Raw genomic sequence first — 13,142 nt, forward strand, 5'->3', positions numbered from 1 at the left:
ATGAGGGAGACGATACGGCTAAAGCCGCTCGTACTGCTGGCCCTCTCTGCAACCATGATCATGACTTCAGGCTGTCAATCAAGTTCTCCCCTAGCCACTCCTAGCGACAGTAATGTTAAGGATACTCCTCTTAAGGAGGATATTGTCGCAACAGTAGGGGATGTATCCATCTCCCGTCAGCAGCTGCTTGATCGACTGATATCGTCGTATGGTTCACAGACACTAAGGAGTATGATGCTCTTTGCGGCTGTGAACGAGGAGGCGAAATCGCTTGCTATCAGTGTAGCTGATGAAGAGCTGGAACAAGAGCTACAGCTTATGAAACAAGGGTACGAGGATGAAGCCCAGTTCTATGCAGCGATGAAAGAGCAATTGGGGATGAGTCGGGAAGAGGTTCGCGAGGATGCTCATTACCGCTTGTTGCTTGAGAAGCTGTCTATTCGAAATATTACCGTGTTGGACTCGGAGATCGATCAGTATTTAGTAGATCACCGGGAGGAATATGAGCCTCGCAAGAAGTATGATATTGCACAGATTATTGTGCAGAAGAAGGAACAGGCTAATGAGCTGCTCTCTCAGCTAGCTGCGGGTGCTGGCTTTGAAGCGTTGGCACGTCAATATTCTATAGACGAGTTTACAGCTAATGAAGGCGGCAAGGTCGGATGGGTGGAGGAGCATGATCCATTCGAAGCGCCTGAGGTGCTGCAGGCTATTGCATCAATGCAAGTAGGAGAAGTGAATGGTCCGATCCAAACTGACCAAGGCTACTTTATTGTGAAATTGAACGCGAGAAGCGAAGCTCAGTTAAAGTCACAAGAAGTGATCCGGCTTGAGGTGAGAAAACAGCTGGCTCTTGGGAAGGCTATTTCTCTGAAGGATATGGAAGAGGCTTTGTTAATCAAGTTTCAGGCGAACGTTAAGGAGCCAGCTCTGAGGCCTTAGACGTTATGGTTGGGAATTATAGGAACATACTATTGACAATCCTCTTTGGGGTTTGTTAAGATGAAAGCAAACAAAAAGCCGACTGAATTAGTCGGATTAACGTATTGATGCGGCGTACAGCCGTATATTTTGGGAGGGAACAAGTCCAATGGCAAAGATTGTTCAGAATGTTACTCAGCTTATCGGCAATACGCCACTCGTTCGTTTGAATCGTATCGTACCTGAAGGCAGCGCAGAAATTTACGTTAAATTGGAATATCAGAATCCAGGCTCTAGCGTTAAAGATCGTATTGCGATCAGCATGATTGAAGAAGCTGAAAAGCAAGGCTTGATTAAACCAGGCGTTACTACAATCGTTGAGCCAACAAGTGGTAACACAGGAATCGGATTGGCATTGGTTTCTGCAGCGAAAGGATACCGTGCGATTCTGGTTATGCCAGAAACAATGAGTATTGAGCGTCGCAACCTGCTTCGTGCTTATGGTGCAGAGCTAGTTCTTACACCGGGCTCCGAAGGCATGAACGGTTCTGTTAAGAAAGCAGAAGAAATCGTGAAGGAAAATGCCGATTACTTCTTGCCACAGCAATTCAAAAACCAAGCTAACGTGAAGATCCACCGTGAAACAACGGGTCCTGAAATCGTAGAAGCTATTAATTCCTATGATGGTAAAATCGATGCTTTCGTAGCAGGTATCGGTACAGGCGGAACTATCTCTGGTGCTGGTGAAGTGCTGAAACAGAATTTCCCGAACATCAAGATCGTTGCAGTTGAGCCTGCTGGATCTCCTTTGCTTTCCGGCGGTGGCCCTGGTCCTCATAAAATCCAAGGTATTGGCGCTAACTTCATTCCTGATATTCTAAACCGTGAGATTTATGACGCAATTGAAACTGTCGAGAACGAAGAAGCATTCGAAACAGCTCGTGCAGTAGCTAAGCAAGAAGGCCTGTTAGTAGGTATTTCTTCTGGTGCGGCTATTTTCGCTGCGCTGAAAGTTGCTAAAGAGCTTGGCGAAGGCAAACGCGTTGTAGCTGTTGTTCCTTCTAACGGCGAACGTTACCTGAGCACTCCTCTGTTTAACTTCGACAACTAATATTTCCTTTTAGTATAGAAACCAGCTGGTACATGCTTATTGCATGTCTGGCTGGTTTTTTGTGCTGTTTAGAATTTTCACGATTAAATCTCCCTCCGCTTGGCGCCTACACTTACTCTCCTCTCGTTTCGTCTCTTCTCGTCTCAGTGGGCTAGTAACCATATAATTTATGGCTATTGCTCCAATCACCGCAGTCCGGGGAGCAGCAGGCGATGTGCGGATGTGTGGATCGCCGGTTTACTCAGTTTCGCCAACAATGCTTTATTAGCCATCCCGAATGCTGAAGCACATCCATTAGAAGCATGCTGATGACTTTTGTGGTATTCTGCTTATTAAGAGAATGTTGAGGGAGTAGTAGCATGGAAGTTATCTCACTAGCGCAATGGAAACGGTGGAGCGAAGAAGGTAAATATGCCTTGCTTCCTTATGTACGTAAAATAGAGCTGGCATCGGAACAGTTATTGCCGGCATTCTGGGATCTCGTATGGGAGCAAGCATCGTCCTATGCTTGCTTGCTGGAAAGCGGCAAAGGTGGAAGATACTCGATAGTGGGCCTGCGTCCAGTGTCTGTAATCGAAGGCAAGGATGGCCAAGCGCGCATTCTGGAGCAACGCGGGAATGGAGCGGGATGGACTAAGGTCAGTCAGATGGAGGGCTCCCCCACAAAGCTACTGAGGAAGTGGATGCATCCGTGGACCGGACCTAGACCGGAAGGAGTACCGGATTGCATTGGTGGCGTTTTAGGCTTCTGGAGCTATGATGTTGTGCGTAGCCTGGAGAAGCTGCCTGTGTCGGCAGAGGATGATCTAGGCTTACCGGAATATGTATTCCAACGGTTCGAGCAGCTTTGGGTAGCTGATCATAAAGAGAATGTCGTATATTGTGCAGTTCATACTCATCATGGGGCGAATGTTGAGCCTTCTGCATTGGAGCAGTTATTTGTTTCGGCCCAACAGCGTGCCCTGGAAATGGAACAGCAATGGACAGGCTGGCTTTCCGCTAGTCGGACAGCCTCTCAAATAGCGCGTAAGCAACAGATGCATTCCAGAATGGAAGCGGATCAGCTGCAGATCGATGTAGAAAGCTTGCCTGGGCTGTCTACTTCGTTGAGTAAATCTGAATTTCAGGAAGCTGTGCAGCGCATTCAGCAATATATTGGGCAGGGCGACGTGTTCCAAGTGAACCTATCTATGCGTCAAAGCCGTCAGATCGATGTGTCGTCTGAAGTAATCTATGAGTGGCTAAGGGTCATTAATCCGTCGCCTTACATGGGACTGCTTCGTACACCATCCTTCTCCTTGGTTAGCGCTTCTCCAGAGCTGTTAGTTAAGCTAGACGATGGGAAACTATCTACTCGCCCGATTGCCGGTACTCGTCGCCGTGGGAAGACTCCTGAGGAAGATCGCGCTTTTGAGGAGGAGCTTGTCTCCAATGAGAAGGAACGAGCAGAGCATGTCATGCTTGTCGATCTTGAGCGTAATGATCTCGGTCGGGTCGCCAAGTATGGAACGGTTAAGGTTCCAGAGCTGATGACAGTGGAGCGCTATTCACACGTGATGCATCTGGCATCTCAGGTGGAAGCAAGAGTGGCTGATGGGAAAGATACGTTGGATGTGCTTGCGGCTGTTTTTCCTGGTGGGACTATTACAGGAGCACCGAAGATTCGCACTATGGAAATTATCGAGGAACTGGAACCAACCCGTAGAGGGCCGTATACGGGCTCGATGGGGTGGATTGACTATAGTGGCAATATGGAATTTAATATAATTATTCGAACAATTACTGTTCAAGACGGTTATTGTCATATTCAAGCGGGAGCCGGTATTGTCATCGATTCGGACCCGGAGCGTGAATTCTACGAAAGCTTAAGCAAAGCCAAGGCGCTTTGGAAAGCTGTACAGTACAGTGAAGGGCAGGGGCATCGACATGATTCTAGTTATTGATAATTATGATTCGTTCACTTATAACCTGGTGCAGTACCTGGGAGAGCTTGGTGAAGAGATTGTCGTACACCGCAATGATGAGATCGATCTAGAGGGTATCTCCAAGCTTGCACCGGACCATATCCTTATCTCACCGGGTCCATGCACGCCGAATGAGGCGGGAGTTAGCTTAGCGCTTCTGGATCGATTCAAAGGCGAAATTCCGATATTCGGAGTTTGTTTGGGTCATCAAGCCATCGGACAAGCTTTCGGAGGGGATGTTATACGTGCAGACCAGCTTATGCACGGAAAGACATCCGAAATTACTCATGATGGCCGGACGATCTTTGAGGGGCTCCCTTCTCCTTTTACAGCGACGCGGTACCACTCCCTCATTGTTAAACGAGATACTTTGCCGGACTGCCTAGAGATCAGTGCGGAGACCGAGGACGGCCTAATTATGGGACTTAGGCACAAAGAGTACGTAGTGGAAGGTGTTCAATTCCATCCGGAATCTATTATGACCGATCACGGATTAACGATTCTTCGTAATTTTTTAAGCAATAAGTCAGGCTTAAGAGCATGAAGGTGCTCTTAAACGGACAATTGACAGACAGCAAAGATGCCGTGATCTCCGTATTTGATCACGGTTTTTTGTACGGTATGGGCCTGTTTGAAACCTTTCGGACGTATAACGGAAAGCCTTGGTTATTGGAGAGGCATGCCAATAGGCTGATGAAGGGCTGCGAAAGCCTCGGGATTGTTTACACCCCAGATTTGCCCAAGATGGAACAATCTGTGACAGAGCTTCTTAGAGCGAATGGGTTAGCCGACGGTTATATCCGTTGGTCTGTTACTGCTGGTGAAGGTGCGATAGGGCTTCCGTCTGAAGCTTATGATCATCCGGCAGAGATTGTGTATGCTAAGGAGCTAGCGGCGGACGACCCATCAACCCGTAAGGGGAAGGCTTTGAGGCTATTGCAGCTTCCCCGTAGCACTCCGGAAGGTGACGCGCGATTAAAATCTTTTCATTATATGAATAATATTAATGCCAAGAGGGAACTAAATAGTGCGGGTGTTAGACCTGGAACGGAAGGGCTTTTCTTGGATCATAAAGGGAACGTAGTTGAAGGAATTGTCAGCAATGTATTCTGGATTTCGGACGGAGTGTTATATACACCTTCTGCAGAAACGGGATTGCTGCAAGGAATTACACGAGAATATGTACTTGAGCTAGCGGCGGAAATGGGTATTAAAACAGAGCAGGGCTTGTACGCCTGGGATAAGCTATTGTATGCCGACGAGGTATTCTTAACGAACTCGATTCAGGAAATCGTTCCTGTTACGAAGGTCGAGAACATTGGTGGGCGAGGACTTAATCCAGGGGGATGTAATTCAGTAGGAGTAGTTACCCATGGATTGATGGCCAAGTATCGTGAAGCTGCCGAGAGGAACAATACACAATGAATCCAACCTTTTACAATCGTACCTATATGTTTCGTGATGGTTTGAAGCTGGAATTAGGACAAAGGACACTCATTATGGGGATATTGAATGCCACGCCGGATTCTTTCTCAGATGGTGGTCGTTTCGATGCAGTGGAGTCGGCTGTCGAGAGGGCAAAGCAAATGGCTGCCGAAGGGGCCGATATAATTGATATCGGTGGAGAGTCGACAAGACCTGGTCATGACCCAGTTTCTCTGGAAGAGGAATTAAGGCGGATCATTCCGATTATTCGTGCAGTGCGAGATCAGGTGAAGCTTCCGATAAGCGTGGATACTTACAAAGCGGAAGTTGCACGTCAAGCATTGGAAGCGGGAGCTCATATCGTAAATGATGTATGGGGATTTAAGCGGGATCCTGAATTGGCCAAGGTTTCTGCGGAGTTTGGATGCCCTGCTATTTTAACGCATAATCGTGAGGATAGAAATTACTCTGACTTCGTCCCTGATGTGCTAGAGGATTTAATGACAAGTGTACAATTGGCTAAAAATGCTGGTGTAGCAGAAGCTCATATTTGGTTAGATCCGGGCATTGGCTTCGCCAAGGATTACGACGAGAATCTGGAGCTAATGGGACGATTAGACGAAGTAGTCGGATTAGGGTTCCCGGTGCTATTAGGCACATCTCGCAAGTCCGTTATTCAGCGGACTCTGAATGTAAAGGCAGATGAAGCTTTGGAGGGGACTGGAGCAACTACGGCTCTAGGAATTGTACAAGGCTGTCAGATTATGCGGGTACATGATGTGCGGCAGATGAAACGGTTAGCAACGATGACTGATGCAATTGTGTATCGTCAAGCAGAGAAAGGAAGATGAGTATGGACAGAATGCTACTTAAAAAAATGGTGTTTTATGGATATCACGGGGTCTTCCCTGAGGAAAATAAGCTAGGTCAGAAGTATTATGTGGATTTGGATTTGGGAATAGATTTAAGCCGTGTTGCGCTTACGGATGATGTCGAGGATACGGTTAATTATGCTGAAGTCCATGCTATTGTTAAGGGTATCGTGGAAGGACCTCCGGTCAAGCTGATTGAGACGCTAACTGAAAAGATTGCGTCGACCCTACTCGGTACGTATACTAGTATCATTAAAGCAACGGTATCGGTAACCAAACCGAATCCCCCGTTCGATATTACCTTTGACGGAGTCACTGTGGAATTCCGTAGACAGAGGGATTCCAATGGGAACATCGTACCTGTAGAGGATTGAGAAATAAATGCTTGAAGCATATGTCGCGCTAGGCGCTAATCTGGGTGAGCGAGAATCGTCTCTGACGGAAGCGATACGCAGGCTGCAAGCTGATTCTGAGCTTGAGGTTTACCGTATTTCCGCTGTGTACGAGACCGCCCCTGTCGGATATACAGATCAGCCTTCTTTTCTCAATATGGCAGTTAGTCTGGGTACGGAGCTAGACCCTGTTACTCTGCTGCGTCGATTACTAGCTATTGAGCAGGAAATGGGCCGTGTGAGAGATATACGTTGGGGTCCGCGAAACATAGATTTGGATTTACTGGTTTTCGGAGAGGTGTCGATGGAGACGCCAGAACTGATACTCCCGCATCCCAGAATGGGACAGCGGGCTTTTGTGTTAGTGCCGCTTAAGGAAATATGGTCGCAGGATATAAGCTTTCCGTGGGAAACGGAGCTGTCGGCCTTTACTTGGGAAGAAGAAGGAATTAAGCGCTTCGCCGAATGGGATGGCCAAGGGCTACGAAAGGAGGAATAAGGAAATGCTTAAGATCGGTGATGTAGCAATGAATAACAATGTTGTGCTCGCACCTATGGCTGGCGTTTGTAATCCGGCGTTCCGACTTATCGCCAAAGAATTCGGCTGTGGTCTCGTCTGCGCAGAAATGGTAAGCGATAAGGCGATTCTACACGGTAATCAGCGGACGCTGGAGATGCTATTCGTAGATGAGCGGGAGAAGCCACTTAGCTTACAAATATTCGGAGGCGACAAGGAGTCCTTAGTCGAGGCCGTGAAGTTTGTTGACCAGAATACGAATGCCGATATCATTGACATCAACATGGGCTGCCCTGTGCCGAAAGTGACTAAGTGTGATGCAGGTGCACGTTGGCTGTTAGATCCGAAAAAAATATACGAGATGGTATCCTACGCGGCAGATGCGGCGAAAAAACCAGTAACTGTTAAGATGCGTATTGGCTGGGATGATGCACATATTTATGCAGTTGAAAATGCCCAAGCGGTTGAACGTGCAGGTGGAGCAGCGGTTAGTGTTCATGGCAGAACCCGTGAGCAGCTTTATACGGGGAAAGCAAACTGGGACATTCTAAGGGACGTGAAACAGGCGGTTAAAATACCCGTTATCGGCAATGGCGATGTCTTCTCACCAGAGGATGCAAAGAGCTTACTTGAGCATACGAATTGTGACGGAGTTATGATTGGACGCGGTGCACTAGGGAATCCTTGGATGCTCTATCGTACAGTTCACTATTTAACGACCGGAGAATTGCTTCCAGATCCATCTCCAGCTGAGAAAATACGTATTGCTGTTCTGCACTTGGACCGTTTGTCCGATCTCAAGGGAGAGATCGTTGCAGTGAGAGAAATGCGCAAGCATCTGGCGTGGTATCTGAAGGGCTTACCTGACTCTGCAGTGGTGAAAAATTCAATCATGGATTTGACCAGTCGTTCTGCAGTCGTTTCCGTGCTTGATGAATATGTCAGAACGGTCGATGAATTGTTAGAGCGTATGGCAGCAGAAGCTTCTGAAGCGAGTGAAATCGTCGTACACTAAGATGAAGCGGTTGCAGCTGTTCCTAGGCTCTCCTTTTCCGCGAATTGACATTTTTCAGGGGTTGAAATATAATCAGTACCAATATTCGCCCGAGCAACAGGAAAATCGTAGGCAAGCATCTATTTGGATGTCATGTCAGCGGTGACCGACCATATATTTGATAAGCAACGCTGAAAATTTTTCCCATGACAGGAGATCGGTGAGATGAGCGATAAGGAAGTGCTTCTAACCCCAGATGGATTGAAGAGGCTCGAAGAGGAATTAGAAACTCTTAAATCCATTAAACGCCGCGAAGTTGCGGAACGCATTAAAGTTGCTATTGGATATGGCGACATCAGCGAGAACTCCGAGTACGAGGACGCGAAGAACGAGCAAGCCTTTATCGAAGGTCGCATCATCACACTAGAGAAGATGCTTCGCAACGCTCGTATCATCAATAATGATGAAATTGATTTGGAAACGGTAAGCATAGGTTCTAAAGTCGTCGTGGAAGATCTAGAATTCGGCGATAATATGGAATATACAATTGTTGGAACGGCTGAATCTGATCCGTTGAACAATAAGATTTCCAATGAAAGTCCAGTAGGCAAAGCGATTATTGGCAAGAAGAAAGGCACGACGGTTGAAGTGAACGTCCCTGCGGGTATCATTCAATACAAAATTGTCGATATCAAGATTTAACAATGGCGGCTAACCCGCATAAGGCGTAATATAAAACCTGAATGCTGCTCTCTATGCTCAAAAGCTTCCTACGGAAGCTTTTTTGCACGTATATAACGCATAATGCTTGCACGTTAAAGAAAAGAAATAAAGGAGAACGAAACCATGGAACATACAGAACAGCCCGAAACGGTTGAATTAGGTGAATTGCTACAAATTAGACGCAATAAGTTGGACGAGCTTCGCGCTTTGGGGATTGATCCGTTCGGAACGAAGTTTGATCGGACGCATCATGCGGGCGATCTTATGGCGAAGTACTCGGAAAATTCGAAGGAAGAGCTCGATGAAATCGGGCTTGAAGTTAGCCTAGCTGGCCGGATTATGACTAAGCGTGGAATGGGTAAAGCCTCTTTCGCGAATTTGCAGGATCTAAGTGGCAGAATTCAGATTTATGTTCGTCAGGATTCTGTTCCTAGCCACAAGTTCCAAGCATTCACCTTACTTGATATTGGCGATATGATCGGAGTTAAGGGTGTTGTGTTCAAAACGAATACGGGCGAAACATCGATTAAGGTTCATGATCTTGAGATTTTGACTAAATCATTGCTCCCATTGCCGGACAAGTTCCATGGTCTGAAGGATGTAGAAAAGCGTTACCGTCAACGTTATGTTGATTTGATTGTTAATCCAGATGTGCAGAAAACATTCATTTCCCGTTCGCGTATTATTCAATCGATGCGACGCTATTTGGATGATCGCGGGTATTTGGAAGTAGAGACGCCTACCTTGCATTCTATTGCCGGTGGTGCTGCTGCCCGTCCTTTCGTTACCCATCACAACGCACTCGATATGCAGCTCTATATGAGAATTGCAATTGAGCTCCATCTGAAAAGATTGATCGTAGGCGGCCTGGAAAAAGTGTACGAGATTGGCCGCGTATACCGTAATGAAGGAATTTCAACACGCCATAATCCAGAATTTACGATGATTGAGCTATACGAGGCTTATGCTGACTATGAGGACATCATGCGTTTGACTGAAGAGCTTATTGCTCATATTGCCAAAGAGGTTCACGGGACAACTAAGATTACTTACCAAGGACAAGAAGTAGATCTTACGCCAGCTTGGCGCCGGGTATCGATGACTGAGCTTATCCGTGAAACAGTTGGTGTGGACTTTACGGTCCAAATGACGGATGAAGAAGCACATGCGATAGCTAAGGAACACAAGGTTCCTGTTGAGAAGCACATGTCGTTCGGGCATATTGTGAATGCGTTCTTCGAAACCTTCTGCGAGCATACTTTGATTCAGCCTACTTTTGTAACGGGACATCCTGTTGCGATTTCACCTTTGGCTAAGAAAAAAGAATCAGATCCACGGTTCACCGACCGTTTCGAGCTGTTCATTGTGGCTAGAGAGCACGCTAATGCATTTACGGAGCTTAATGATCCGATAGATCAGCGCGAGCGTTTTGAAGCACAGATGTCGGAAAAGGAAGCGGGCAATGACGAAGCTCATGAGATGGATGACGATTTCATCCGTGCGCTGGAATATGGAATGCCCCCAACGGGTGGATTAGGTATAGGGGTTGACCGATTGGTTATGCTGCTTACCGATGCACCTTCTATCCGAGACGTTCTGCTTTTCCCGCATATGAGAGACAAAGCTGGCGAATAATACATTTAGTTACTAAAGAGGCACCCTGCTGTGGATGCCTCTTTAGTATTTAAGGGCTTCTCTAGGGGAGGCTTGAGGAGGGGTATCTTTAGGGGTGGCTATCACACTCCGTCGCGCTTTATGCAAGGTGCTGAAAGTGGCTAAACATAGGGGTGTAATAAAAACAAAAAAGAATTTGAAAAAGGGGTTGCAATCGTGTTGTAGGCTGTGATATATTATTTAAGCCGCTTCAAGAGGGCGCAGCACAAACAAGCAAAACAGTAACACGAATTGTTCTTTGAAAACTGAACATTGAGCGTAAGAAAACGAACAAATCGTTGGAAGATAACTTCGGTTATCGGAAGACAAACCAGTTGTAAAGATTGAGCCTCAAAGGCTCTTTAATACGAAGCTTCGGCTTCACTATTATGGAGAGTTTGATCCTGGCTCAGGACGAACGCTGGCGGCGTGCCTAATACATGCAAGTCGAACGGATCTTGTTTAGAAGCTTGCTTCTAAACTTGGTTAGTGGCGGACGGGTGAGTAACACGTAGGCAACCTGCCCATAAGATCGGGATAACATTCGGAAACGAATGCTAAGACCGGATAAACAATTTGATCGCATGGTCGAATTGGGAAACGCGGAGCAATCTGCGGCTTGTGGATGGGCCTGCGGCGCATTAGCTAGTTGGTGGGGTAATGGCTCACCAAGGCGACGATGCGTAGCCGACCTGAGAGGGTGAACGGCCACACTGGGACTGAGACACGGCCCAGACTCCTACGGGAGGCAGCAGTAGGGAATCTTCCACAATGGGCGAAAGCCTGATGGAGCAACGCCGCGTGAGTGAGGAAGGCTTTCGGGTCGTAAAGCTCTGTTGCCAGGGAAGAATAAGGGTGAGAGTAACTGCTCATCTGATGACGGTACCTGAGAAGAAAGCCCCGGCTAACTACGTGCCAGCAGCCGCGGTAATACGTAGGGGGCAAGCGTTGTCCGGATTTATTGGGCGTAAAGCGCGCGCAGGCGGTTCTTTAAGTCTGGTGTCTAAGTGCGGGGCTCAACCCCGTGATGCACTGGAAACTGGGGAACTTGAGTGCAGAAGAGGAGAGCGGAATTCCACGTGTAGCGGTGAAATGCGTAGAGATGTGGAGGAACACCAGTGGCGAAGGCGGCTCTCTGGACTGTAACTGACGCTGAGGCGCGAAAGCGTGGGGAGCAAACAGGATTAGATACCCTGGTAGTCCACGCTGTAAACGATGAGTGCTAGGTGTTGGGGGTATCATGCCCTCGGTGCCGAAGTTAACACATTAAGCACTCCGCCTGGGGAGTACGGTCGCAAGACTGAAACTCAAAGGAATTGACGGGGACCCGCACAAGCAGTGGAGTATGTGGTTTAATTCGAAGCAACGCGAAGAACCTTACCAGGTCTTGACATCCCTCTGAATCCTCTAGAGATAGAGGCGGCCTTCGGGACAGAGGAGACAGGTGGTGCATGGTTGTCGTCAGCTCGTGTCGTGAGATGTTGGGTTAAGTCCCGCAACGAGCGCAACCCCTAAACTTAGTTGCCAGCAGGTTAAGCTGGGCACTCTAGGTTGACTGCCGGTGACAAACCGGAGGAAGGCGGGGATGACGTCAAATCATCATGCCCCTTATGACCTGGGCTACACACGTACTACAATGGCCGGTACAACGGGCTGCGAAACCGCGAGGTGGAGCCAATCCCAACAAAGCCGGTCTCAGTTCGGATTGCAGGCTGCAACTCGCCTGCATGAAGTCGGAATTGCTAGTAATCGCGGATCAGCATGCCGCGGTGAATACGTTCCCGGGTCTTGTACACACCGCCCGTCACACCACGAGAGTTTACAACACCCGAAGTCGGTGGGGTAACCCGCAAGGGAGCCAGCCGCCGAAGGTGGGGTAGATGATTGGGGTGAAGTCGTAACAAGGTAGCCGTATCGGAAGGTGCGGCTGGATCACCTCCTTTCTAAGGAACCCTTCGGGTTATAAAAGTCCATAGCTACTTCGGTAGGATGGCAAATTCGTTTCTTACGCTCAAGTTCAGTTTTGAAAGAGCAATACACTCTTTCTTTAGAAAGCCGGTTTGGTGGCAACGGCGGAGGGGTTCCACGCGTTCCCATCTCGAACACGACCGTTAAGCCCTCCAGCGCCAATGGTACTTGGACCGCAGGGTCCTGGGAGAGTAGGACGTCGCCAAGCCGGGCTTTTCTTATCTCTGCTTGTAGAGGTAAGGAAGGAACATAGCCAGCAGCATCGGGCGCACATATTGGCCTTTAGCTCAGCTGGTTAGAGCGCACCCCTGATAAGGGTGAGGTCGGTGGTTCGAGTCCACTAAGGCCAACCATCTTTTCTTGAAACTTTATAACCCATGGGGACTTAGCTCAGCTGGGAGAGCACCTGCCTTGCACGCAGGGGGTCAGCGGTTCGATCCCGCTAGTCTCCACCATGAGACTTTCAGAGACGACCTTTGGTCGCTCGTTTGTACCTTGAAAACTGGATAGCGAAACAAAGCGCGAAAGAAGAGTAGTATCATCTATGCCTTACTAGTGTCTAATTATGTACTGACAACCGAACATTAGACTTCGTCTAACGT

At 48.0% G+C, this 13,142-nt stretch carries 11 protein-coding genes, 2 tRNA genes and 2 rRNA genes; all 15 read left to right on the forward strand.

Features of this window, described 5'->3' with window-relative positions:
* Entirely contained in the window at window positions 1–942 is a 942-nt protein-coding gene (locus KCTCHS21_RS00430) for a peptidylprolyl isomerase (RefSeq protein WP_157993900.1), read from the forward strand.
* 148 nt (window positions 943–1,090) lie between these two features.
* The gene (gene cysK / locus KCTCHS21_RS00435; RefSeq protein WP_130604624.1) at window positions 1,091–2,032 is read left to right on the forward strand and encodes a cysteine synthase A; all 942 of its coding nucleotides are present in this window, start codon (window positions 1,091–1,093) and stop codon (window positions 2,030–2,032) included.
* Between the two features lie 359 nt (window positions 2,033–2,391).
* Complete coding sequence (locus KCTCHS21_RS00440) at window positions 2,392–3,975, forward strand: anthranilate synthase component I family protein (RefSeq protein WP_130604625.1); 1,584 nt, start codon at window positions 2,392–2,394, stop codon at window positions 3,973–3,975.
* Window positions 3,959–4,540, forward strand: a complete 582-nt coding sequence (gene pabA, locus KCTCHS21_RS00445; RefSeq protein ID WP_130604626.1) for an aminodeoxychorismate/anthranilate synthase component II — start codon at window positions 3,959–3,961, stop codon at window positions 4,538–4,540. Before KCTCHS21_RS00440 ends, pabA begins: the two co-directional genes overlap by 17 nt.
* The gene (gene pabC / locus KCTCHS21_RS00450) at window positions 4,537–5,421 is read left to right on the forward strand and encodes an aminodeoxychorismate lyase (protein ID WP_130604627.1); all 885 of its coding nucleotides are present in this window, start codon (window positions 4,537–4,539) and stop codon (window positions 5,419–5,421) included. Before pabA ends, pabC begins: the two co-directional genes overlap by 4 nt.
* Window positions 5,418–6,272 carry a dihydropteroate synthase gene (gene folP, locus KCTCHS21_RS00455; protein WP_130604628.1) on the forward strand — a complete coding sequence of 285 codons (855 nt, stop codon included), beginning with the start codon at window positions 5,418–5,420 and terminating at the stop codon, window positions 6,270–6,272. Before pabC ends, folP begins: the two co-directional genes overlap by 4 nt.
* Window positions 6,273–6,274: 2 nt before the next feature.
* Window positions 6,275–6,667 carry a dihydroneopterin aldolase gene (gene folB / locus KCTCHS21_RS00460; RefSeq protein WP_130604629.1) on the forward strand — a complete coding sequence of 131 codons (393 nt, stop codon included), beginning with the start codon at window positions 6,275–6,277 and terminating at the stop codon, window positions 6,665–6,667.
* Between the two features lie 7 nt (window positions 6,668–6,674).
* Complete coding sequence (folK, locus tag KCTCHS21_RS00465) at window positions 6,675–7,184, forward strand: 2-amino-4-hydroxy-6-hydroxymethyldihydropteridine diphosphokinase (RefSeq protein WP_130604630.1); 510 nt, start codon at window positions 6,675–6,677, stop codon at window positions 7,182–7,184.
* 4 nt (window positions 7,185–7,188) lie between these two features.
* On the forward strand, window positions 7,189–8,217 hold the full coding sequence (gene dusB, locus KCTCHS21_RS00470; RefSeq protein ID WP_130604631.1) for a tRNA dihydrouridine synthase DusB: 1,029 nt from the start codon (window positions 7,189–7,191) through the stop codon (window positions 8,215–8,217).
* Between the two features lie 204 nt (window positions 8,218–8,421).
* Window positions 8,422–8,898, forward strand: a complete 477-nt coding sequence (greA, locus tag KCTCHS21_RS00475; protein WP_130604632.1) for a transcription elongation factor GreA — start codon at window positions 8,422–8,424, stop codon at window positions 8,896–8,898.
* 144 nt (window positions 8,899–9,042) lie between these two features.
* A complete protein-coding gene (gene lysS, locus KCTCHS21_RS00480) occupies window positions 9,043–10,554 on the forward strand; it encodes a lysine--tRNA ligase (protein WP_130604633.1) in 1,512 nt (503 codons plus the stop codon).
* A 404-nt stretch (window positions 10,555–10,958) separates the two neighbouring features.
* Window positions 10,959–12,515, forward strand: a 16S ribosomal RNA gene (locus KCTCHS21_RS00485).
* A 116-nt stretch (window positions 12,516–12,631) separates the two neighbouring features.
* Window positions 12,632–12,748: ribosomal RNA gene (gene rrf / locus KCTCHS21_RS00490) — 5S ribosomal RNA — on the forward strand.
* A gap of 68 nt (window positions 12,749–12,816) precedes the next feature.
* Window positions 12,817–12,893 (forward strand) — tRNA-Ile (locus KCTCHS21_RS00495).
* Window positions 12,894–12,919: 26 nt separating this feature from the next.
* Window positions 12,920–12,995: transfer RNA gene (locus tag KCTCHS21_RS00500), tRNA-Ala, on the forward strand.
* The last annotated feature ends 147 nt before the right edge of the window (window positions 12,996–13,142 follow it).

Source organism: Cohnella abietis, from assembly GCF_004295585.1.
Classification (GTDB): Bacteria; Bacillota; Bacilli; order Paenibacillales; family Paenibacillaceae; genus Cohnella; species Cohnella abietis.

Bases quoted from the DNA above. Each gene is read 5' to 3' on its own strand.
- KCTCHS21_RS00430 (WP_157993900.1), top strand. From the start codon at position 1: ATGAGGGAGACGATACGGCTAAAGCCGCTCGTACTGCTGGCCCTCTCT.
- cysK (WP_130604624.1), top strand. From the start codon at position 1,091: ATGGCAAAGATTGTTCAGAATGTTACTCAGCTTATCGGCAATACGCCA.
- KCTCHS21_RS00440 (WP_130604625.1), top strand. From the start codon at position 2,392: ATGGAAGTTATCTCACTAGCGCAATGGAAACGGTGGAGCGAAGAAGGT.
- pabA (WP_130604626.1), top strand. From the start codon at position 3,959: ATGATTCTAGTTATTGATAATTATGATTCGTTCACTTATAACCTGGTG.
- pabC (WP_130604627.1), top strand. From the start codon at position 4,537: ATGAAGGTGCTCTTAAACGGACAATTGACAGACAGCAAAGATGCCGTG.
- folP (WP_130604628.1), top strand. From the start codon at position 5,418: ATGAATCCAACCTTTTACAATCGTACCTATATGTTTCGTGATGGTTTG.
- folB (WP_130604629.1), top strand. From the start codon at position 6,275: ATGGACAGAATGCTACTTAAAAAAATGGTGTTTTATGGATATCACGGG.
- folK (WP_130604630.1), top strand. From the start codon at position 6,675: ATGCTTGAAGCATATGTCGCGCTAGGCGCTAATCTGGGTGAGCGAGAA.
- dusB (WP_130604631.1), top strand. From the start codon at position 7,189: ATGCTTAAGATCGGTGATGTAGCAATGAATAACAATGTTGTGCTCGCA.
- greA (WP_130604632.1), top strand. From the start codon at position 8,422: ATGAGCGATAAGGAAGTGCTTCTAACCCCAGATGGATTGAAGAGGCTC.
- lysS (WP_130604633.1), top strand. From the start codon at position 9,043: ATGGAACATACAGAACAGCCCGAAACGGTTGAATTAGGTGAATTGCTA.